A 20,784-nucleotide genomic window follows, 5' to 3' on the forward strand; every position below is an offset into this window, starting at 1 on the left:
GGCGCACGACCGGGGCGCATGCCAAACCTGACTGAATTTGACAGAGTCATTGCCTCGATCGATCAGGCAAACGCCTGAAGAGGCACATCCCTGGCACTTTTCTTATGGCATATGCCTCGCCGGCCGTGGGCCTCCACGAGAGGGGCGCACGGTCAGCGGTCGAGCTCCTTGCGTGTGACCCTCTTCAGCCTGCGGCGCTGCCCGGGGTCGAGCGCCAGATAGGCGGCCACCGGCACACCGACGATCACCAGCACGGCGATCCAGAACGAGGTCAACCACCACAGCAGCAAGCCGACCGCCACCCCGCCGGCCGCGACCTTCCCTCGATTCGACATCTTCCTGCCTCCTACAGCGGCGGCACACCGCCCTCGACTGGGGAACGGCCGCGCCGCTCCCCCGGTTCCTTTATCCCATGACCGGAGCCGGAGGGCGTCATACATGTGGATGAGGGACCCATTACGGGACGGGCTCCCCGTTACGGGCGGGAGGTGCGCCGCTACGGGGCGGGAGGCGGGCCCGCCCCGGGGCAGGAGGTGGTGCCGCCCCTTCCGGGGCGGCGGGCGGAGGCGTGCGCCCCCTACGGGGCCTCGGGGGTGCGCAGCGGCTCGCCGACCTCGTGCATGTGCTCCAGCGCCAGCCGGTACGACTCGACCGCGCTGGTCTGCGCGTACGGCAGCCCGAGCGCCGCGCAGTGGGCGCGTACCAGCGGCTGGACGCGGCGCAGGTGGGGGCGGGGCATGTTGGGGAAGAGGTGGTGCTCGATCTGGTAGTTCAGGCCGCCCATGAGCCAGTCGGTGACGACCCCGCCGCGGACGTTGCGGGAGGTGAGCACCTGGCGGCGCAGGTGGCCCCAGTCGTCGTCACCGGCCTCGGGCATCTCCATGCCCTTGTGGTTGGGCGCGAAGCACATGCCGAGGTGCAGGCCGAAGACCGCGTGCTGCACGAGCGCGAAGACCACGGCCTTGCCGGGCGACATGGCGGTCAGCAGCACGGCGGCGTAGCCGATCACGTGGAGGCCGAGGAGCAGGGCTTCGAGGCGGCGCTCCCCCTTGTCCTGCTTGCGCAGGTCCTGCCAGCTCGACACCTTCAGCGCGATGCCTTCGAGGAGCAGCATCGGGAAGAACAGGGCGGCCTGGTGGCGGGTGAGCCAGCGGGCGAAGCCCTCGCGCTGCGCGGCCTGGCGCTGGGTCCACACCAGGGCGCCGACGCCGACGTCGGGGTCCTTGTCGATGTGGTTGGGGTTGGCGTGGTGGCGGTTGTGCTTGTCCGTCCACCAGTGGTAGCTCATGCCGATCAGCAGGTTGCCGTGGAAGAGCCCGAGCGCGCGGTTGGCCTTGCGGGTGCCGGCGATCTGCGCGTGGCCGGAGTCGTGGCCGATGAAGGCGGTGCGGGTGGTGAACACCGCGGCCGGCACCGCGAGGAAGAGCGTCCACCAGGTGTTGCCGAGGAGGTGGATGCCGACGCCGGTGGCGGCGAGCGACAGCAGCGTGACCGCGATGCTGAACCCGTACCAGCCGCGCCGCCTGCGCAGCAGCCCGGCGGCCTTCACCTCCCGCAACAGGGGCGTGAACTCCGAACTCCTGGCGGACGCCGACCCCTTGGAAGTCGGCGTGACAGTGGCCTGCGGCATGGCGCCTCCGGTCTCTCGGTGCGAGGACCTCGACGCTACGGAACCGGAGAGCTCGGCGCGGTGACGTCAGCACCCGGAACGCCCGGGTGCAATCCACCCGGCACAAGGTAGTGCCAGATACACCCCCTGCGGCACCGCGTACGCGAAAGTGAAGTTGATCACTCCGCGGCGACGTCCGGCGCCGCGACGCCTGGGGTACCCTCGACCGCCCGGTAGTCAAACTTGAGGAGTGCGTCCGTACGTGACCGCCCTTCCCCCGCTCGCCCGCTGCGCCGCCCTTTTCCTCCCCGCCGACCCCGCCCGCACCGGCCGGATGGCCTTCTGGCTCCCGGACGACGGCCTGGCCGCCGGCCGGGGGGACGATCCCGCCGCAGGCCCGCCCGACCACCCCCGCGGCACCCGCGAGGCGCTGACCGTCGCGGGACCCGGCGGCGGCACCCGCGAGGTGCCGGCGCTGCTGCTGCCCGCCGCGGACGCGGTGCCCGTGCTCACCCGCGCCCGGGCGGCGCACGCCGCCGGCGCGGACGGCGTGCACCCCGCCGCCGTCTTCTGGGGCACCGCCGCGCTGCTGGCGCTGCGGCTCGCCGCGCGCGGCAAGCTGCTGCCGGGGCTGAGCGAGGGCGCGTACGACGCCTGGCGCTGCGGGCCGCTCGGCGAGCACGACGTACGGGACCTGCGGCAACTGGCGGCCGCGATGCCGCCGGAGGCGCACGCAGCGCCGCAGCCGCAGGACGGCGACCCGGGCCCCGTGCTCCTCCCGGGCCCCGAGCACCTGCTCCGCGCCTTCCTCGACGCCGTCGCCGACGGCCTCCCCCGCTCCCCCGCCGCCGTACTGGCCGCCGGCGGGCGGGCGTTCGCCGCGCCCGAGCCGCGGCACGTCCCCGAGCAGCGCGCCTGGGCCGACGACGTCGCCGCCGGGCACGACGCGGGCGTACGGGTCTCGCTCCGCGTCGACATGGACACCACCGGCGACCGCCCCGCGTTCCGCGCCGTCGTCCAACTGCACGGCACCGCCGACCCCACCCTCCTCGCCGACGCCGCCGACGTGTGGGCCGGGACCGCGGCCCACTTCGGCCCCGGCGCCCGCATGCAGGCCCTGCTCACCCTGCGCCGCGCCGCCCACGCGTGGGACGCGCTCACCCCGCTGCTCTCGGCCGCCGTGCCCGACGCCGTCGACCTCGGCGACGACGACCTCGGCGCCCTCCTCGGCCCCGGCGCCCGCGACCTGGCCGCCGCCGGCGTCGAGATCCACTGGCCCCGCGACCTGACCCGCCACCTCACCGCCCGCGCCGTCGTCGGCCCCGCCGACGACCCGGAAGGACGCCGCCCGGGCCCGTCCTACCTCTCGGCCGACGCACTCGTCGCGTTCGGCTGGCGCTACGCGGTCGGCGACGTGGAGCTGAGCCGCGCCGAGCTGGACCGGCTCGCCGAGGCGGCCCGCCCGGTGGTGCGGCTGCGCGACCGCTGGGTGCTGGTCGACCCCGAGTCCGTACGCCGCGCGCTGGACCGCAAGGACGCCGACCTGACCCCCGTCGACGCCCTCGGCGCGGCGCTCACCGGCGAGATCGACGACCCGGCCGTGCCCGGCGGACGGGTCGAGGTCGCCGCGAGCGGCTGGCTCGACACCCTGCGCAAGCGCATCGCGGAACCCGAGGAGCAGAGCGAGCCGACCGCCCCGCCCGCGGCCCTCGCCGCGACCCTGCGCGACTACCAGTTGCGCGGGCTCGGCTGGCTGCGCCGCATGACCTCGCTCGGCCTCGGCGGCTGCCTCGCCGACGACATGGGCCTGGGCAAGACCATCACGCTCATCTCCCTGCACCTCGACCGGCAGGAGCAGGAGGAGACCGCGGGCCCGACGCTGGTGGTCTGCCCGGCCTCGCTGCTCGGCAACTGGCAGCGCGAGATCGAGCGCTTCGCGCCCGGCACGCCCGTGCGCCGCTTCCACGGCGGCGGGCGGTCGCTGGCGGCGCTGGCGGACGGCGAGTTCGTGCTCACGACGTACGGGACGATGCGGCTCGACGCCGTGCGGCTGGCGGAGGCGGGCTGGTCCCTCGTCGTCGCCGACGAGGCGCAGCACGTCAAGAACCCCTTCTCCGCGACGGCGAAGGCGCTGCGCACCATCCCGTCCCGGGCGCGGGTCGCGCTGACCGGCACACCGGTGGAGAACAACCTCTCCGAGCTGTGGGCGATCCTCGACTGGACGACGCCGGGGCTGCTGGGCCCGCTGCGGAGGTTCCGTACCCGCTACGCGGACGCCGCGGAATCGAGCGCGGGGTGGCAGGGCGGGAGCGAAGGGGACGACGGCGCCGCCGACCGGCTCGCCCGGCTCGTACGCCCCTTCCTGCTGCGCCGCCGCAAGTCCGACCCGGGCATCGCGCCGGAGCTGCCGCGCAAGACGGAGACCGACCGGGCCGTGGCGCTGACCGTGGAACAGGCCGGGCTGTACGAGGCGGTGGTGCGCGAGACGCTCGCCGCGATCGCCGAGGCGGACGCGATGGCCAGACGCGGCCTGATCCTGAAGCTGATGACCGCGCTGAAGCAGATCTGCAACCACCCCGCGCAGTACCTGAAGGAGGACGCCCCGCGCATCCCCGGCCGCTCGGGAAAGCTCGAACTCCTCGACGAGCTGCTGGAGGTGATCCTCGCCGAGGGCGGCAGCGCGCTGGTCTTCACCCAGTACGTGCAGATGGCCCGGCTGCTCGGGACCCATCTCGCGGCCCGCGGCGTCCCCGCCCAACTGCTGCACGGCGGCACGCCGGTGCCCGAGCGCGAGGAGCTGGTACGGCGCTTCCAGGACGGCGAGGTGCCGGTCTTCCTGCTCTCGCTGAAGGCCGCCGGCACGGGCCTCAACCTCACCCGGGCCGGACACGTCGTGCACTACGACCGCTGGTGGAACCCCGCCGTCGAGGCGCAGGCCACCGACCGTGCGTACCGCATCGGGCAGACGCAGCCCGTGCAGGTCCACCGGCTGGTCGCCGAGGGCACGATCGAGGACCGCATCGCGCAGATGCTGCAGCACAAGCAGGGCCTCGCGGACGCCGTCCTCGGCGGCGGCGGCGAGGCGGCGATCACCGAACTGTCCGACGGGCAACTGGCGGAGCTGGTCCGGCTGGCCGGGCCGCGAGGGGGCGAGTGATGACGGAGCAGGAGGAGCTGACCTTCGAGGCGCTGCCGCCGAGCCAGGGCCGCGGGTTCGCCCACACGTGGTGGGGGCGGGCCTGGCAGAAGGCGCTGGAGGACACGGTGCTTGACGGCACGCTGCTGCGCCGCGGGCGCAAGCACGCGCGCGCGGGCGCGGTGGGCGCGGTCGCGGTGCGGCCGGGGCGGCTCACGGCGCGGGTGCTGGGCGCGGACCGTACGGCGTACCGCACGGACGTGCTGGTGCAGCAGCTCGACGACGCCGACTGGGAACGGCTGCTGGACACGATCGCCGACCGCGCGGGACACATCGCGGCGCTGCTGGACCGGGACATGCCGCCGGAGCTGGACGAGGACGCGGCGGCGGCCGGGGTGTCGCTGCTGCCGGGGATCGGCGACCTGCAGCCGGAGTGCGGGTGCGGGGAGTGGGACCACTGCGAGCACACGGCGGCGCTGAGTTATCTGGTGGCGCGGCTGCTGGACGCGGACCCGTTCGTGCTGCTGCTGATGCGGGGGCGGGGCGAGGCGCGGCTGCTGGCGGACCTCCAGGAGCGCAGCGCGGCGCGGGCGGAGCAGGAGACCGGGCCGGCGGTCGCCGCAGGGGTTCGGGCGGACGAGGCGTACGCCGCGCCGCCGTCCCCCTTGCCGCCCGCCGCGGGCCCGGTCGCGGAGGCGGGGACGCCCCCGGTGCTGACCGGCGGCACGGAGCCGGCGGCCGGACTGGACGTGGCGGCGCTGGAGTTCCTGGTCGCGGACACGGCGGTACGGGCCCGCCGGCTGCTGGCCGACGCCCTGGCGCCGGACCACGCGGGCGCGCCGCTGCCGCGGGAGCTGACGGAGTCGCAGGACGCGGTGCGGATGGCGGCGACGGCGAAGTCCGCGGGCCCGGGAGGCGGTACGGAAGCCGACCCGGACGGCTCGGCGGCGCGGATCGCCGTACGGCTGGCCCGCGGCACCGGGCGGGACCGGGGCGGGATGGAGCGTGCGGTACGGGCCTGGCGCCACGGCGGCGCCGCGGGTCTCGCGGTGCTGGAGGACGACTGGACCCCGGACCCGGCGGCCCTGGCCCGCGCCACGGACCAGTTGGCCGCCGCCTGGGACCCGGACACCCGCCCCCGCCTCCGCGCCACGGGCACCCGCTGGACGGCGGTGGGCCGCGGCGCCCAGCTCCGCTACGGCCCGGACGGCCGCTGGTGGCCGTACCGCAAGGAGGGCACCACCTGGACCCCGGCGGGCCCCCCGGCCCCCGATCCGGCGGCAGCCTTGGCCACGGTCCTGGAGGACGCCTGACCGCAGGCGGGCACCGCCGCAGACGGGCCTCTGCCCGGCGGGTCCCGTTACCTCCGCCTGGAGCGGCCCGGCTTCGGCCGGGGCGGCTCCTGGCGGACGTACGGGCCTTCCTCTCCGGCCGGCACCCGCCGCATGGCACACCCGCGGCGGCCGCCCTCCGCAGCCGGGCCCCGACCGCGCGGGGGTGCCCCGCGCTCAGGCCGCCCGCGGGATCGGCTGCGGCGGCGGGGGCCCCACGTAACGGGCCGCCGGGCGGATGATCTTGGGATCCTCCGCCTGCTCCAGCACGTTCGCGCTCCAGCCCACCACCCGCGCCGCCGCGAACGTCGGCGTGAACATGTCCCGCGGCAGCCCGCACTGCTCCATCACCACGCCCGCGTAGAACTCCACGTTCGTGTGCAGCTCCCGCCCCGGCTTCAGCTCCGCGAGTATCTCCACCACCCGCCGCTCGACCTCGACCGCGAACTCCGCCAGCGGCCCGCCGAACGACTCCGCGAACCCCCGCAGCAGCCGCGAGCGCGGGTCCTCCGTGCGGTAGACCGCGTGCCCGAAGCCCATGATCCGCTCGCCCGCCAGCACCCGTTCGCGGATCCACGGGTCGATGCGGTCCGGCGTGCCGATGGCGTCGAGCGCGTCCAGCGCGCGGCTCGGCGCGCCGCCGTGCAGCGGTCCGGAGAGCGCGCCGATCGCGCCGACGAGGCACGCCGCCAGGTCCGCGCCGGTGGACGCGATCGTACGGGCGGTGAAGGTCGAGGCGTTGAAGCCGTGGTCGACGGTGGAGATCAGGTACGCCTCGATCGCCCGCGCGCGGGCGGGTTCCGGTTCCTCCCCGGTGAGCATGTACAGGTAGTTGGCCGCGTACGGCAGGTCGTCGCGCGGCTCGACGGGCTCCTGCCCCTGCCCGATGCGGTGCAGCGCGGTCAGCAGCGTGGGCACCATCGCGCACGCGGCGAGCGCGTTCTCGCGGCGCTGCGCAGGCGTCAGGTCGTACAGCGGCCGGAAGTCCGCGGCCGCGCCCGCCTGGGAGAGCGCGGTGCGCAGCCCGGCGAGCGGGCCCGCGAGCACGCTGGAGCGGGCGATGCCCGGCAGCGCGTCGCGCAGTTCCGGCGGCAGGTGGCGCAGCGCGGCGGTGCGGGCGGTGAACGCGGCGCGCTGCGCGGCGTCCGGCAGTTCACCCTCGAACATCAGGTGCCAGACGTCCTCGAAGGTGCGCTCGCGGGCGAGGTCCACCGCGGAGTACTGGCGGTAGTGGTAGAAGCCCTCGCGTCCGCGTACGTCGCCCAGCCGGGTCTCGGTGACGACGACGCCGCTGAGCCCCCGCGGGACGGGGGCCGGGGCGTCGGCCCTGGTTGTGGCCATGCCGGTCTTCCTCTCTGCTCTATTGATTCGACTGTCCACCCTTGATTCAATGGCTGTCAATCTTGATTGGATCAATATGGGAGGGCGAGGGGACGATGGCCGGGGAGACGAGGGACGAGCTGACCACGCGCGAGGCCGCCGAGCGGCTGGGTGTGAAGCCCGAGACCGTCTACGCCTACGTCAGCCGCGGCCTGCTCGGCAGCCGCAAGGCTCCGGGGGGCCGCGGCAGTCTGTTCGACGCCCGCGAGGTCGACGCCCTCGCGCGCCGCCACCGCCGTCCGCACGCCGCCGTCGCCGCTGCCCCTGCTTCCGCCGCCGGGGAGGACGGCGAGACGCCGGCCGGCACCCTGGTCCGTACCAGCATCACGCTCATCGAGCGCGACCGCTACTTCTTCCGCGGCGTCGACGCCACCGCCCTGGCCGCGGCTTACGGTTACGAGGAGGTCGCCGACTGGCTGTGGACCGGCCGGCTCACCCCCGGTGTCCGCTTCACCGCACCGCCCGAGCTGCTGGCCGCCGCCACCGCCGCCGTCGCCGCGCTCCCCGGCCACGCCGGGCCCGTCGACCGGCTGCGCGCCGCCGTGGTCGCCGCCGCCGCGGCCGACCCGCTGCGCTTCGACCTCGCCGGCGACGCCGTCCGCGCCACCGCCCGCGGCCTGGTCGCCACCATGGCCACCGCTCTCCCCCCGGCCGGCCCCGCGCACGGCCCGGACGCCCCCGCGGCCCGCCGGCTGTGGGCCCGGCTGACGGCGCTGCCGCCCGACGCCGCCTCCGTACGCTGCCTGGACACCGCGCTCACCCTGCTCATCGACCACGACCTGGCGGCCTCCACCCTCGCCACCCGCGTCGCCGCCTCCGCCCGCGCGCACCCGTACGCCGTCGTCACCACCGGGCTCGGCGCCCTCGACGGCCCGCTGCACGGCGCCGCGAGCGGCCTCGCGCACCGCATGCTCGCCGAGGCGCTGGCCCGCGGCAGCGCCGCCGCCGTGGTCTCCGACCACCTGCGCGCGGGCCGGCGCGTGCCGGGCCTGGGACACCGGCTGTACGCGGGCGAAGACCCGCGCGCCGAGGTGCTGTTCGCGCTGCTGGACGGGATCCCGCGGGCCGCCGCGGCGCTGGCCGCCGCGCGGGAGGTCGCCGAGATCACCGCGCGGCACGTGTCCGTGCGGCCGAACGTCGATCTGGCGCTGGCGGTGCTGACGGTGGCGGCGGACATGCCGGCGGAGGCGGGCGAGACGGTGTTCGCGGTGGCGCGTACGGCAGGGTGGGTCGCGCACGCGCTGGAGGAGTACGCCGAGCGCCCCCTGCGCATGCGTCCGAGCGGCCGCTACACCGGTCCGCCCCCCGAACAACCCCTCCCATAGGGAGCGTTACGGATCATGTGAACGGCTCCGTTACATGCTCGCAATGACCGGGGCGGCGACACGCGCGTAGACCGGTGGCAGGATGCGCAGTTCCAGCAGCACCTCACTTGCGCCGACCTGCCCAGGAGGCATCGTGTCGTACCGCCCCCCGCTGCCGCTCATAGCCATCGGCGCGGCGGCCGTGCTCCTCGCCGGGTGCAGCAGCACCGAGAAGTCCGGGCAGAGCGGCGAGGTATCACTCGTCGAGAACGGTAAGTTGCTCAACTGCACCGGCCTGCCGTACGAGCCCTTCGAGTACCAGGACAAGAAGAGCGGCGACATCGTCGGCTTCGACATCGAGCTGATCGACCTGGTCGCGAAAGAGCTCGACGTCGAGCAGGAAGTCATCGACACCCCCTTCGAAGGCATCGAGTCCGGTGCGGTGTTCGCCTCCAACAAGTGCGACCTCTCCGCCGCCGGCATGACCATCACGGACGAGCGGAAGAAGAAGTTCGCCTTCTCCGACCCGTACTTCGACGCCACCCAGGCGTTGGTGGTGAAGAAGGGCTCCGGCATCGACTCGCTGGAGGCGCTGAAGGGCAAGAAGCTCGGCGCGCAGATGGACACCACGGGCCAGTTGTACGCGCAGGAGAACGCCGACGGCGCCGAGATCAAGGACTACGAGGACCTCGGGCTGCAGTTGCAGGCGCTGGAGGGGGGCCAGATCCCGGCCGCGATCAACGACAACGGCGTGCTCTACGACTGGGTGAAGGACCGGCCGGACTTCGAGGTCTCCACCGAGTTCGACACCGGCGAGCAGTACGGCATCGGCGTCGGCAAGGACAACGAAGAACTGCTGAAGGTGATCAACGACGTTCTCGCCAAGGCGAAGGACGACGGCACGTACGACAAGATCTACCAGAAGTGGTTCGGTGAGGCGCCCCAGTGAAAGAGTCCGACAATCCCGGCAGCACGGTCGCGGGGCGCCGGTCCCTGACGCGGCGTCAGCGGATGAAGGTGGCGCGCGGCGCGCAGTACGGGGTGCTGCTCGCCGCGGCCGTCGCGGTCGGCCTGCTCGCCGACTGGGGCGAGGTCAAGGACGCGTTCTTCAACCTCGACGTCGCGGAGAACCAGTTCCCCGACGTCATCACCACCGCGCTCGTCAACACGGTCACGTACACGGCGCTCGGCTTCGCCTTCGGGCTGGCGCTCGGGCTGCTGCTGGCGCTGATGAAGCTGTCGTCGGTAGCGCCCAACCGGTGGCTGGCGACCGCGTACATCGAGCTCTTCCGCGGCGTGCCCGCGCTGCTGGTGTTCATCGCCCTGGGCTACGGCGTGCCGCTGGCCTTCAAGGTGAACATCAACCTGCTGCTCACCACGATGCTCGCGCTCGGCCTGGTCGGCGCCGCGTACATGGCGGAGACCATCCGCGCGGGCATCCAGGCCGTGCCGAAGGGGCAGGTGGAGGCGGCCAGGTCGCTGGGCATGTCGCAGACGCGGGCGATGATCACGATCGTCATCCCGCAGGCGTTCCGCATCGTGCTGCCGCCGCTGACGAACGAGCTGATCCTGCTCACCAAGGACTCCTCGCTCGTCTACGTGCTGGGGCTGACCGTGGACGAGCAGGAGCTGACGAAGTTCGGCCGCGACGCGCTCAACGACAATCTGAGCCTGACGCCGATCCTCGTCGCGGGGCTGTGCTACCTGATCATCACCATCCCCCTCGGGCACCTCGTCCGGCGGCTAGAGGCGAAGGCGGCGAAGGCCCGGTGACCACGTTGGACAAGGCGGGGGACAAGGCCGCCCCGGGGGCACCGGCCATCAGCGTCGACGGGCTGCACAAGTCCTTCGGCGACCTGGAGGTGCTCGGCGGCATCGACCTGACGGTCGGGCGCGGCGAGGTGGTGTGCGTCATCGGCCCCTCGGGCTCGGGCAAGTCGACGCTGCTGCGCTGCGTGAACATGCTGGAGGAGCCGAGCGCCGGGCGGATCACCGTGGCCGGCGCCGAAGTCACCGACCCGGACGTGGACATCGACCGGGTGCGGCGCCGGATCGGCATGGTCTTCCAGTCGTTCAACCTCTTCCCGCATCTCACGGTGCTGGACAACCTGACCATCGCGCAGCGGCGGGTGCTCGGCCGCAGCCGGTCGGCCGCGGAAGAGGTCGCGCGGGCCAACCTGGTGCGGGTGGGGCTGACGGACAAGGAGTCGTCGTACCCGGCGCAGTTGTCCGGCGGGCAGCAGCAGCGGGTGGCGATCGCGCGGGCGCTGTCGATGGAGCCGGAGCTGATGCTCTTCGACGAGCCGACGTCCGCGCTCGACCCGGAACTGGTCGGCGACGTGCTCGCGGTGATGCGGCACCTCGCGGACGAGGGCATGACGATGCTGGTGGTCACGCACGAGATGAGCTTCGCGCGGGAAGTGGCGGACCGGGTGGTGTTCATGGACGAGGGCGCCATCGTGGAGCAGGGGGTGCCGGAGCAGGTGATCGGCAACCCGCAGCACCGGCGGACCCGGACGTTCCTGGCGCGGGTACTGGACCCGGCGGCGGCGGAGGTCGCGGAGCTGTAGGGGCGTGCTTCTGCGGGTGTCCGGGGCCGGTCTGCCGCGGTCCCGGAGGCCGTGCCGCCGGGGGCCGGGTGCCGGGTGCCGCTGCGTCCGGGGTGCCGCCGGGGTGCTGCTGCCGAGTCCTGTCCGGTCAGGGCGCGGGAGGTTCGCCGCCGGCCCTTTCGCCGCCGAACTCGTCGAAGAAGCCGCGTACGGCCGCCGAGGCGTCGTACGCGTCGCTGCCCGTACCGCTGACGTGCCCGCCGAGCAGCGGGTCGGGGGTGCCCGGCCAGGCGTGGCCCAGCGATGCGACGGCGACGAGGCGTACGGGCTCGCGGCCCGCGGCGTCGCGGTGGCGGAACTCCGTGACGCCGGGCGCGGGTTCGGTCCGTACCGGCTCCGCCGCGCAGCCCGCCGCCCCGGCCCAGCGGGCGACCGCCTCGGGCACGGGCTCGTCCCAGCGGGGTCCCGCCGCGCCGCGGTACGGATTGGTGTCGTCCCGCAGCCCGTGGACGGCGAGCAGCGGCGGTGCGGTGTCGCCCGGGCCGCCCGGGCGGCGTACGCCCCCGACGCAGGCGACCGACGCGAGGCGGTCGCCGAAGGCGACGGCCGCGTGGCTCGCGAGGCGGGCGCCGCCGGAGAAACCGGAGAGGTGGCGGCGGGCGGGGTCGAGCGGGAGCATGCCGTCGAGGGTGTCGAGCAGCGCGGCGAGGAAGACGACGTCGTCGACGCCGGCGGCCTCGTCCCGTATCCGCTCCTCCCCCGCCAGCGGCACCCCGGGCAGCGACCAGGCCCAGCCGCCCTGGTAGGACAGCGCGCCCTGGGGCGCCGCGACGGCGTATCCGCGCGCGGCCAGCTCGCCGAGGCCGCTGCCGCGGAGCTGGGCGGCGGGGCCGAGGCCGCTGGGGTGCAGGTCGACGACGAGCGGCACGGGGCGGTCGACCGGGCCGGAGTCCGGCCGTAGCAGCAGGAAGCGCCGGCGGCGCCCCTCGAACGTCAACTCGTGCCGCTCGGCTCGCCGTACGGTCTCCGCCCGGGTCGTCATGATGATCGATCCTACGGCGGCCGGCGGCGCACCCCCGCGGCCGCCCGCGGCGGACCTAGGAGATCCCCTCCGGCAGCAGCTCCGTGGGGATGTCCTCGGGGCTCAGACCGCTGGGCAGGTCGTCGAGGTCGAGGCCGCTGGGCAGCAGCTCGGTGGGGATGTCCTCCGGGTTCAGGCCGCTGGGCAGGTCCTCGGGGTCCAGACCGCTGGGCAGCAGCTCGGTCGGGATGTCGTCGGGGAGCTTGGGGTCGTCGGCACTGGCGGACGGGGCCTCGCTCGGCGGCGGCTTGCAGGCGCACGTCCCCTGGTCCTCGTCACCGCCGCTGACGAGCGCGTACGTCAGGCCGATGCCCCCGGCGAGCACCACGACCGCGCCGGCCGCCGCGAGCCACCGCTTCCTGCTGCCGTCGGGGGGCGGGGGCGGGGCGGGCCAGTGCTGGGTGCTGCTGCCGAGCGGGGGTGTGTGGTCCGGCGGCGGGGCGTCTGCGGGCGGCGGGTAACTCATGGCCCCAGCTTCGCCCGCGGTGGCGGCGGAAGGGATGGCTCCGCCGGGCTCGTGACAGGGTTGCGACACTCCGCCGCCGGTCAGAGGCCCGCGGCCGGCCCACGGGCGCCCGCCGTTGTCGGAGGGGCGGCCTACCCTGGGGCGGGTGCGCGGGGGAAGTACGGCGACTTACTTGGATTCGGGGGACGTACGGGCCGGCCGCCGGGAGCCGCGGGGCTCCCGGCGGCGCGGCCCGTACGCCGCCCTCCGCGGGTCAGACGCCCAGGAGGTGGTCCATCGCCAACTGGTCCAGGTGCTCGAAGGCCATCCCGCGCCGCGCCGCCGCCTCCGGGTCGAAGTCCTCGTACGCGGACCGGTCCGCGAGCAGCCCGGCGAGGCCGGAGTCGTCCGCGGTGGGCTGCGTCAGCTCGTCCAGGCGCGAGGCGCGCAGCGCCTCCTGCACCGCGGGGTCGGCGCGGAACGCCGCGGCGCGCTCCTTGAGGATGAGGTAGTTGCGCATGCAGCCCGCGGCCGACGCCCACACCCCTTCCTTGTCCTCGGTGCGCGGCGGCTTGAAGTCGAAGTGCCGCGGGCCGGTGTAGCCGCCGGTCTCCAGCAGGTCCACGAGCCAGAACGCCGCGCGCAGGTCGCCCGCGCCGAAGCGCAAATCCTGGTCGTACTTGATGCCGTTCTGCCCGTTGAGGTCCAGGTGGAACAGCTTGTCCGACCACAGCGCCTGGGCGATGGCGTGCGGGTAGTTGAGCCCGGCCATCTGCTCGTGGCCGACCTCGGGGTTGACGCCGTACAGCTCCGGGCGCTCCAGCCGCTCGATGAAGGCCAGCGCGTGCCCGACGGTGGGGAGCAGGATGTCGCCGCGCGGCTCGTTGGGCTTCGGCTCGATGGCGAACTTCAGGTCGTAGCCCTGGCCGGTGACGTACTCGCCGAGGAGGTCGAACGCCTCCTTCATCCGGTCGAGCGCGGCGCGCACGTCCTTGGCGCCGCCGGACTCGGCGCCCTCGCGCCCGCCCCACGCGACGTAGATCCGCGCGCCCAGCTCCACCGCGAGGTCGATGTTGCGGATGGTCTTGCGCAGCGCGTAGCGGCGCACGTCGCGGTCGTTGGCGGTGAAGCCGCCGTCCTTGAAGACGGGGTGGGTGAAGAGGTTGGTGGTGGCCATCGGGACGGCCATGCCGGTGGCGTCGAGCGCCTGGCGGAAGCGCTTGACGTGCGACTCGCGCTCCGTCTCCGAGGCGCCGAAGGGGATGAGGTCGTCGTCGTGGAACGTGACGCCGTACGCTCCGAGCTCCGCCAGCCGGCGGACGCTCTCGACCGGGTCGAGCGGCTCGCGGGTCGCCTCGCCGAAGGGGTCTCGGCCCTGCCAGCCGACGGTCCACAGGCCGAAGCTGAACTTGTCCTCGGGGGTCGGGGTATACGACATGACGGCTCCTTCGGCGGATCTATTTCGTAAGGCCGCTTTACAAAATAGGATGCCGACCGGGTCGGAGGGAAGAGCCGGCCCACGAGTCGCGGAGGACACAGCATGGGGCCCCTCGTCATCGGCGTCGACAGCTCGACGCAGTCCACCAAGGCGCTGGTCGTCGACAGCGAGACCGGCCAGGTGGTGGCGCACGGCCAGGCCGCGCACGTCGTCAGCACCGGCGGCCGGCGGGAGAGCGATCCGGAGCAGTGGTGGGAGGCGCTCGGCGCCGCGCTGGCCGCCTGCGGCCCGCCCGCCCGCGAGGCGGCGGCCATCGCAGTGGGCGCGCAGCAGCACGGGCTGGTGACGCTGGACGCCGGCGGGCGTCCGGTACGCCCCGCGCTGCTCTGGAACGACGTGCGCTCCGCCGCCCAGCGCGACCGGCTGGTCACGGAGCTGGGCGGGCCGAAGGGCTGGGCGGAGCGCACCGGCAGCGTGCCGGTCGCCTCCTTCACCGTCACCAAGTGGGCCTGGCTCACCGAGGAGGAGCCGGACTCCGCCGCCGCCACCGCGGCCGTCCGGCTGCCGCACGACTACCTGACCGAACGGCTCACCGGCGAGGCCGTCACCGACCGCGGCGACGCCTCGGGCACCGGCTGGTGGGACGCCGCGACGGAGACGTACGACAGCGCGACGCTGGAGCACGTCGGCCTCTCCCCCGACCGGCTGCCGCGGGTGCTGCGGCCCGGCGAGGCGGCCGGCACGGTACGCGCCGACGGCCTGCCCGTACCCCGCGGCGCCCTCGTCGCCCCCGGCACCGGCGACAACATGGCCGCCGCCCTGGGCCTGGGCCTCAGCGCCGGGCAGCCGGTGCTCAGCCTCGGCACCTCGGGCACCGTCTACGCCGTCTCCGCGCACCGCCCGGCCGACCCCACCGGCACCGTCGCCGGCTTCGCCGACGCGCGCGGCGACTGGCTGCCGCTGGCCTGCACCCTCAACTGCACGCAGGCCGTGGACCGGATCGCCGCGCTGCTCGGCCGCTACCGCGAGGAGGTACGGCCCGGCGGCACGGCCGTCGTGCTGCCCTTCCTCGACGGCGAGCGCACCCCCGACCTGCCGCACGCCTCCGGCCTCGTCCACGGACTGCGCCACGACACCACCCCGGGGCAGGTGCTCCAGGCCGCGTACGACGGCGCGGTGCACGCGCTGCTGACGGCGCTGGCGGAGGTCTCGGGGCCCGACGCCGACCCCGGCGCGCCGCTGCTGCTCATCGGCGGCGGGGCGCAGGGCGCGGCCTGGCGGGAGACGGTGCGGCGGCTGTCGGGCCGGGCGGTGCAGGTGCCGCGGGCGCAGGAGCTGGTCGCCCTCGGCGCGGCGGCGCAGGCGGCGGGGCTGCTGCTGGACGAGGACCCGGCGGCGGTGGCCAGGCGCTGGTCCACGGCGGAGGGGCGCACGTACGAGCCGCTGGAGCGGGACGACGCGACGCTGGAGCGGATCGGCGCGGTGCTCGCGGACGCGGGCGCGCTGCTGCGCCGCGCGGGCTGAGGACCGTAAGGACGGGAGAGGCGGGGCGGCGGCCCGGGCCTGACGTGCCCGCGCACCGGCCCGCCTCGCGTGCGCGGGGACCGCGGCCGCGTACCGGCGCGGCGGATCAGCCCGCGCGCACGAGCGTCACGCCCGCCGCCGCACAGCGTTCCGCCAGGCCCTCCGGCGCCTCCGCGTCGGTCACCAGCGTCCAGCCGCGGGGCAGCCGGGTCCAGGCAGGGGCGTCGTCGACGGCCAGCTTCGTCGCGTCGGCCAGGACCACGACGCGCTGCGCCCGCGCGGCGACGCGCTCCTTGACCGCCGTCTCCTCCAGCGTCGGCTCGCCGACCCCGCGTGCGGGGTCGACCGCGTCGGCGCCGAGGAACGCCACCGAGAACGACAGCCGGTCAAGCGCCAGGTCCGTGAGCGGGCCGACCAGGCCGTGGCTGAGCGGGCGCACGCTGCCGCCGAGCATCACCACGTCGATGTCGGGTGCCCCGGCGAGCAGTTGCGCGGTCTCCAGGCCGCGGGTGACCACGACGCTGCCGCCCGCGTGCGCGTCCGCGTCGAGCAACTGGCGGGCCAGCGCCGCGCACGTGGTGCCCGCGTCGACGAACACCGCGCCGCTCTCCGGCACCAGCGCGACCGCGGCCTCGGCGATCGCGGCCTTCGCGTGCAGCCGGACCAGCGCGCTCTCCCCCACCGGCCGCTCGGGGAACGCCTCGGGCACCACCGCGCCGCCGTACGTGCGCGTCACCCGGCCGCCCTCGGTGAGCCGGCCCAGGTCGCGCCGTACGGTCGACGGCGACACGGCGAGCGCCGCGGCCAGCTCCTCCACCTGCGTGGTGCCTTCGCGGAGCAGCCGCAGCAGGGCTTCGTGCCGCTCACGCGTGCCGCGTCGCGCCGTCGGGTGGGCCACACGTGCCTCCGTCTGTCGTGTCCGCCCGCCGCGGCGGATCCCGCGGCGGGCGGGGTGGGTCAGCCGTACGTCCGGCGGATCCGGTCCGCGAACGGGCTGTAGTCCACGCCCGCGAGATACGCCGAGAGCATTGTGCCGTGATCGGCGCGGCCGGTGCCCGCGATATCGAAGGCCGTGCCGTGGTCGACGGACGTGCGCAGGATCGGCAGCCCGACGGTGACGGAGATGGTGCCGTCGAAGTCGTAGGTCTTGGCGGGGATGTGGCCCTGGTCGTGGAAGTGGGACAGCACGCCGTCGTAGCGGCCGACGAGGCCCTGGTGGAAGACCGAGTCCGCGGGGACGGGACCGCTGACGTCCAGGCCCTCGGCGCGGGCCGCCTCGACGGCGGGGGCGATGTGCACGATCTCCTCGTCGCCGAACGCGCCGTTCTCGCCGCCGTGCGGGTTGATCGCGGCGACGGCCAGCCGGGGCGCCTCGGTGCCGAAGACCTGCAGCGCGGTGACGGCCTCGCGGATCGACTTGCCGACGCGCTCCGCGGTGATCTGGTCGAGCGCGGTGCGCAGCGCGACGTGCCGGGTGGTGAAGAAGATGCGCAGGTGGTGGCCTTCTGCCGCGGTGTTGCGCACGACGAACATGGTGTCCTGGCGGGTCACGCCGGTCAGCTCGCCGAGCATCTCGGTGTGGCCGAGGTGCTTCGAGCCGGCCTTCCAGATGGCCTCCTTGTTGATGGGGCCCGTGACGATCCCGGAGACCTTGCCGTCGAGCGCGGCGCGGGTGGCGACCTCGATGGCGGTGACGGCGGCGCGGCCCGCGCGGGCGTCGACCTTCCCCCACTCCGGCACGTCCGCGCCGAGTTCGCCGGTGTCGAAGACGTCGATGACGCCGGGGCCCGCGGGCTCGGCGTCGAAGCCGCTCACCGCGCGCACCTCGGTGTCCAGCCCGGCGGCGCGGGCGCCGCGGCGCAGCGCCTCGGCGTCGCCGACGGCGATGCCGTGGTGCCCGGGCTGCCCGGCGACCTCGGCGAGGGTGCGCGCCGTGATCTCCGGGCCGATCCCGACGGGGTCGCCCAGGGTGACGGCGAGGACGGGGCGGGTCATCGGTGGTTCCTCCTCGTGGTGCGGCGGCGCGGTGCGCTCGCCGTCCGGTGGGGTGCGGTCGGCCCGAACTCCTCGGGCCGGTCGGTGTGCTCGGGGTTCAGGGGTTCACAGTCTGCTCGGGGTGGCCGGGTTCACGGGGTCAACGTCTTCCGGCGGCCGGAACGTGCCGCCGGGCGGCGGCCGCGGCGCGGCGCAGATGGGCGACGCAGGCGACGGTGGTGTCGGCGCCGCCGATCAGGCCGCCCTTGGTGACGACCGGCAGCCCGGCCCAGTCGCCGCCGACGAAGCTGCCGGCGACCGCCAGCGGCTCCAGCTCCTCCTCGACGTCGAGCCCGGCCGCGCCGAGCGCGGCGAAGAGGGCGGCGGAGACGTCGCCGCCGGTGGCGAAGAGGCCGTCGACGGGCTGCCGTTCCAGGGCGGTACGGACCGTGCGGGCCAGCTCCGCCGGGAGCCGGGCCGCGTCCGCGGGGTCGAGGGCGACGACGTCGGCGTCCTCCAGCACGGTCGCGAGCAGCACGACCTCGCCGGGGCCCGCGGCGGCCAGCTCCGCCGCCAGCGCCCCGGCGGTGGCGGCGGGCTCGGGGACGGGCGAGCCGGGTGCGGTGACGGGGCGGACGACGCGCACCGGCTCGACGGCACGCAGCCGGGCGAGCTGGGTACGGGTCAGCGCGGTGGCGGAGCCGGAGACGGCGAGCACCGGGGCGCCCGCGGCGCGGCCGGTGATGCCGAGCGCGCGGGCCAGCGCCACCGAGCCGGGCCCGGAGTCGACGCCGGTCCACACGATCTCGTCGCCGCCGGCGGCGACGGCCGCCGCGGCCGTGCGCTCCAGGTGCTCGACGGTCAGCGCGTCCGCGACGACCACCTCGGCGCCCTCGGCGACGACCTTGTCGAGATGGGCCTGGAGCGTCCCGGGCTCGGCGGTGACCACCGACAGCGGCACGCGGGCGATCCGCAGGTCCGCCTGGCGGCGCAGCAGCTCCGCGATGTCGGAGGTGGGCACGGGCGAGCGCGGGTCGCGGGCCAGCTCGGTCTCCTCCAGCCGGACGCCGTCGAGGAGCTGGGTGCCCTGCACGGTGTGCCGGCGCGCCTCGGGGTGGGCCGGCGCGCACAGGGCCACGGTCCGCCGGCCGGAGGCCGCGTGCACGGCCGCCAGCAGGGCTTCCGTGGAGGCACCGACGTTGCCGCGGAGGGTGGAGTCGACGCGGTTGCTGACCAGTTCGGCCGGCCAGCCGGCCCGTACGGCGTCGGTCACCCGGCGTGCCGCCTCGGCCGGCGCGCAGTGCCGGCTGTCGGTGCTGACCACCACGGCGTCGAACCGCTCCGCGAGCCCGGCGAGGACGTCGGGACCCTGGTCGGCGCCGACGGTCACGGCGCGCAGCCCGGCCCGGGCGAAGCCCGCCGCCGTGGCGTTCGCGCCCGTCAGGTCGTCCGCGGCCACCAGCACGGCCGCCCGCCGGCCGCCGGGACGTACGCTCGCCGGCCCGCTCATATGAACGTGCTCGCGATGAGCAGCAGCGGCAGCGAGCCGAGCCACACGGCCGTGGTGATGCCCGACCAGCCGCGGATGGCGGCGACGCCGTCCAGGCCGGTGAAGCGGGTGACGACCCAGAAGTACGAGTCGTTGAAGTAGCTGAAGACCATCGATCCCGCGCAGCAGGCGAGCGCCGCGAGCAGCGGGGAGACCCCGAGACCGCCGATGAGTGGTGCGGTGACGGACGCGGCGGTGATCATCGCCACCGTGCCGGAGCCCTGGGCGACCCGCACCAGCGAGGCTATGAGGAACGGCACCAGCACACCCGGCAGGCTCCAGGACGAGATGGCCTCGGCCAGCTCGTCGCCCACGCCGGTGTCGCGCAGGACCTGGCCGAGCGCGCCACCCGCGCCGGTGATGAGGATGATGAGTCCGGCGGACGCGGCGGCCTCGGAGAGCCAGCCGCCGACCTGGGAACGGGTCGTCCAGCGGGGCAGCAGCACGTAGACCGCGAGCACGATGCCGATGAGGAGCGCCACGACGGGGCTGCCGATGAAGGCCAGGGCCTTCGGCAGGGCCGAGGGCTCGTAGTCGTCGGAGCCGACCGCGCCCTGGCGGTTCTGGTCGATGGCGGAGGCCACCGTGTTGGCGACGATGAGCAGCAGCGGCACCAGCAGCGGCAGGGTGGCCAGGCCGGGGCTCATCCGGTGCGGCTTGGCGCCGGGCGGCGGGGTGCCGAGGGCGGCGGCCGGGTCGCGCTCGGGCTCCGGGTCGTCCGCGCCGTCGTCCGTGGCCAGGTCGGCCGGGGCTCCGGCGGAGCCCGGTCCCGCGTCGGCGCCGGCGGTGACCGCGGCCTTGCCGTAGACGGCCTCGCGGACCTCGTCCGAGATCTCGCTCTCCAGCTTCGGGCCCATCCAGCGCGCGTACCCGATCACGATGGGCAGCAGCACGACGGAGAAGGCGAGGCCCGCCAGTACCAGCGCGCCCAGCTCGGCGTCGAGGATGCCGGCCACGCCCAGCGGTCCCGGGGTCGGGGGCACCAGGTGGTGGGTGAGGGTCATGCCGCAGCCCAGCGCGAGCGCGAGCGTCACGTAACCTGCGCGTTTCACGCGGGCTATGGAGCGCGCCAGCGGGTTCATGATCACGTAGCCGGAGTCGCAGAACACGGGGATCGAGACGACCGCGCCGGTGGTGCCCATCGCCCAGGGCTCCCGGCCCTTGCCGAACGCCCGGACGAACATCCTGGCCAGCGCGTCCGCGGCGCCGGAGACCTCCAGGATCTTGCCCAGGCCCACGCCCAGGCCGATCACGATGCCGATGGATCCGAGCGTCGTGCCGAATCCGGCGGTGATCGAATCCAGTATCTCCGTGGCGGGCGCACCCGCGACGAAGCCCGTCACCAGTGAGGCGACTAGCAGTGCGACGAAGGCGTCGAGCCTGGTGCGCAGCACGATGACGATGATCGTGGCGATACCGAGCACGAGCGCCGCCAAGAGCTGAAGATCCACGCCGATCCTCCTC

17 protein-coding genes are annotated in these 20,784 nt (G+C 75.0%); 7 read left to right on the forward strand and 10 right to left on the reverse strand.

What is annotated here, in order from left to right:
* Positions 1 to 152 precede the first annotated feature (152 nt).
* Both ACFYVJ_RS04515 and ACFYVJ_RS04520 read right to left on the reverse strand, forming a co-directional pair.
* Positions 153 to 335, reverse strand: coding sequence for a hypothetical protein (locus tag ACFYVJ_RS04515; protein ID WP_101425701.1), 183 nt, complete (start codon positions 333 to 335; stop codon positions 153 to 155).
* A gap of 242 nt (positions 336 to 577) precedes the next feature.
* Positions 578 to 1,630, reverse strand: coding sequence for a fatty acid desaturase family protein (locus tag ACFYVJ_RS04520; RefSeq protein WP_388886551.1), 1,053 nt, complete (start codon positions 1,628 to 1,630; stop codon positions 578 to 580).
* A 241-nt stretch (positions 1,631 to 1,871) separates the two neighbouring features.
* Here ACFYVJ_RS04520 and ACFYVJ_RS04525 point away from each other — a divergent pair, with 241 nt between their 5' ends.
* Positions 1,872 to 4,766 carry a DEAD/DEAH box helicase gene (locus ACFYVJ_RS04525; protein WP_388886553.1) on the forward strand — a complete coding sequence of 965 codons (2,895 nt, stop codon included), beginning with the start codon at positions 1,872 to 1,874 and terminating at the stop codon, positions 4,764 to 4,766.
* Positions 4,763 to 6,058 (forward strand): SWF or SNF family helicase, encoded by a 1,296-nt coding sequence (locus tag ACFYVJ_RS04530; protein ID WP_388886555.1) that lies wholly within the window; start codon positions 4,763 to 4,765, stop codon positions 6,056 to 6,058. Before ACFYVJ_RS04525 ends, ACFYVJ_RS04530 begins: the two co-directional genes overlap by 4 nt.
* A 195-nt stretch (positions 6,059 to 6,253) precedes the next feature.
* Here ACFYVJ_RS04530 and ACFYVJ_RS04535 read toward each other — a convergent pair whose 3' ends face one another.
* Positions 6,254 to 7,417 (reverse strand): citrate synthase, encoded by a 1,164-nt coding sequence (locus tag ACFYVJ_RS04535; protein ID WP_388886556.1) that lies wholly within the window; start codon positions 7,415 to 7,417, stop codon positions 6,254 to 6,256.
* Between the two features lie 95 nt (positions 7,418 to 7,512).
* Here ACFYVJ_RS04535 and ACFYVJ_RS04540 point away from each other — a divergent pair, with 95 nt between their 5' ends.
* The 4 genes from ACFYVJ_RS04540 to ACFYVJ_RS04555 all read left to right on the forward strand — a co-directional run bounded on the left by ACFYVJ_RS04540 (position 7,513) and on the right by ACFYVJ_RS04555 (position 11,330).
* Entirely contained in the window at positions 7,513 to 8,781 is a 1,269-nt protein-coding gene (locus ACFYVJ_RS04540) for a citrate synthase (RefSeq protein WP_388886558.1), read from the forward strand.
* A 133-nt stretch (positions 8,782 to 8,914) separates the two neighbouring features.
* Positions 8,915 to 9,709, forward strand: coding sequence for a basic amino acid ABC transporter substrate-binding protein (locus ACFYVJ_RS04545; RefSeq protein WP_388886559.1), 795 nt, complete (start codon positions 8,915 to 8,917; stop codon positions 9,707 to 9,709).
* 62 nt (positions 9,710 to 9,771) lie between these two features.
* Positions 9,772 to 10,533, forward strand: coding sequence for an amino acid ABC transporter permease (locus tag ACFYVJ_RS04550; RefSeq protein WP_388886807.1), 762 nt, complete (start codon positions 9,772 to 9,774; stop codon positions 10,531 to 10,533).
* 5 nt (positions 10,534 to 10,538) lie between these two features.
* On the forward strand, positions 10,539 to 11,330 hold the full coding sequence (locus ACFYVJ_RS04555; protein ID WP_388886809.1) for an amino acid ABC transporter ATP-binding protein: 792 nt from the start codon (positions 10,539 to 10,541) through the stop codon (positions 11,328 to 11,330).
* A gap of 127 nt (positions 11,331 to 11,457) precedes the next feature.
* Here the strand turns inward: ACFYVJ_RS04555 and ACFYVJ_RS04560 are convergent, their stop codons facing one another.
* The 3 genes from ACFYVJ_RS04560 to xylA form a co-directional block, all read right to left on the reverse strand.
* Positions 11,458 to 12,351 (reverse strand): alpha/beta hydrolase family esterase, encoded by an 894-nt coding sequence (locus tag ACFYVJ_RS04560; protein ID WP_388886561.1) that lies wholly within the window; start codon positions 12,349 to 12,351, stop codon positions 11,458 to 11,460.
* Positions 12,352 to 12,406: 55 nt separating this feature from the next.
* Positions 12,407 to 12,856 carry a hypothetical protein gene (locus tag ACFYVJ_RS04565; protein WP_388886563.1) on the reverse strand — a complete coding sequence of 150 codons (450 nt, stop codon included), beginning with the start codon at positions 12,854 to 12,856 and terminating at the stop codon, positions 12,407 to 12,409.
* Between the two features lie 253 nt (positions 12,857 to 13,109).
* Complete coding sequence (gene xylA / locus ACFYVJ_RS04570; RefSeq protein ID WP_388886564.1) at positions 13,110 to 14,273, reverse strand: xylose isomerase; 1,164 nt, start codon at positions 14,271 to 14,273, stop codon at positions 13,110 to 13,112.
* A 102-nt stretch (positions 14,274 to 14,375) separates the two neighbouring features.
* Between xylA and xylB the strand changes: the two genes are divergently transcribed.
* Positions 14,376 to 15,797: a xylulokinase gene (gene xylB / locus ACFYVJ_RS04575; RefSeq protein WP_388886566.1), complete on the forward strand. Its 1,422-nt coding sequence runs from the start codon at positions 14,376 to 14,378 to the stop codon at positions 15,795 to 15,797.
* Between the two features lie 106 nt (positions 15,798 to 15,903).
* Here xylB and ACFYVJ_RS04580 read toward each other — a convergent pair whose 3' ends face one another.
* The 4 genes from ACFYVJ_RS04580 to ACFYVJ_RS04595 form a co-directional block, all read right to left on the reverse strand.
* Positions 15,904 to 16,695, reverse strand: coding sequence for a DeoR/GlpR family DNA-binding transcription regulator (locus ACFYVJ_RS04580; protein ID WP_388886567.1), 792 nt, complete (start codon positions 16,693 to 16,695; stop codon positions 15,904 to 15,906).
* 59 nt (positions 16,696 to 16,754) lie between these two features.
* Complete coding sequence (pdxA, locus tag ACFYVJ_RS04585) at positions 16,755 to 17,792, reverse strand: 4-hydroxythreonine-4-phosphate dehydrogenase PdxA (RefSeq protein WP_326794705.1); 1,038 nt, start codon at positions 17,790 to 17,792, stop codon at positions 16,755 to 16,757.
* Positions 17,793 to 17,931: 139 nt separating this feature from the next.
* Positions 17,932 to 19,281 carry a four-carbon acid sugar kinase family protein gene (locus ACFYVJ_RS04590; protein WP_388886569.1) on the reverse strand — a complete coding sequence of 450 codons (1,350 nt, stop codon included), beginning with the start codon at positions 19,279 to 19,281 and terminating at the stop codon, positions 17,932 to 17,934.
* The gene (locus ACFYVJ_RS04595; protein WP_388886570.1) at positions 19,278 to 20,771 is read right to left on the reverse strand and encodes a GntP family permease; all 1,494 of its coding nucleotides are present in this window, start codon (positions 20,769 to 20,771) and stop codon (positions 19,278 to 19,280) included. The genes ACFYVJ_RS04590 and ACFYVJ_RS04595 overlap by 4 nt, the downstream gene beginning before the upstream one ends.
* Between the last annotated feature and the right edge of the window lie 13 nt (positions 20,772 to 20,784).

It is taken from the genome of Streptomyces sp. NPDC004134 (assembly GCF_042874195.1).
Lineage (GTDB): Bacteria > Actinomycetota > Actinomycetes > Streptomycetales > Streptomycetaceae > Streptomyces.

Coding starts and splice junctions, on each gene's coding strand:
- ACFYVJ_RS04565 (WP_388886563.1), bottom strand. CDS start 12,856: ATGAGTTACCCGCCGCCCGCAGACGCCCCGCCGCCGGACCACACACCC.
- ACFYVJ_RS04550 (WP_388886807.1), top strand. CDS start 9,772: ATGAAGGTGGCGCGCGGCGCGCAGTACGGGGTGCTGCTCGCCGCGGCC.
- ACFYVJ_RS04515 (WP_101425701.1), bottom strand. CDS start 335: ATGTCGAATCGAGGGAAGGTCGCGGCCGGCGGGGTGGCGGTCGGCTTG.
- ACFYVJ_RS04520 (WP_388886551.1), bottom strand. CDS start 1,630: ATGCCGCAGGCCACTGTCACGCCGACTTCCAAGGGGTCGGCGTCCGCC.
- ACFYVJ_RS04540 (WP_388886558.1), top strand. CDS start 7,513: ATGGCCGGGGAGACGAGGGACGAGCTGACCACGCGCGAGGCCGCCGAG.
- xylA (WP_388886564.1), bottom strand. CDS start 14,273: ATGTCGTATACCCCGACCCCCGAGGACAAGTTCAGCTTCGGCCTGTGG.
- ACFYVJ_RS04560 (WP_388886561.1), bottom strand. CDS start 12,351: ATGACGACCCGGGCGGAGACCGTACGGCGAGCCGAGCGGCACGAGTTG.
- ACFYVJ_RS04535 (WP_388886556.1), bottom strand. CDS start 7,417: ATGGCCACAACCAGGGCCGACGCCCCGGCCCCCGTCCCGCGGGGGCTC.
- xylB (WP_388886566.1), top strand. CDS start 14,376: ATGGGGCCCCTCGTCATCGGCGTCGACAGCTCGACGCAGTCCACCAAG.
- pdxA (WP_326794705.1), bottom strand. CDS start 17,792: ATGACCCGCCCCGTCCTCGCCGTCACCCTGGGCGACCCCGTCGGGATC.
- ACFYVJ_RS04590 (WP_388886569.1), bottom strand. CDS start 19,281: ATGAGCGGGCCGGCGAGCGTACGTCCCGGCGGCCGGCGGGCGGCCGTG.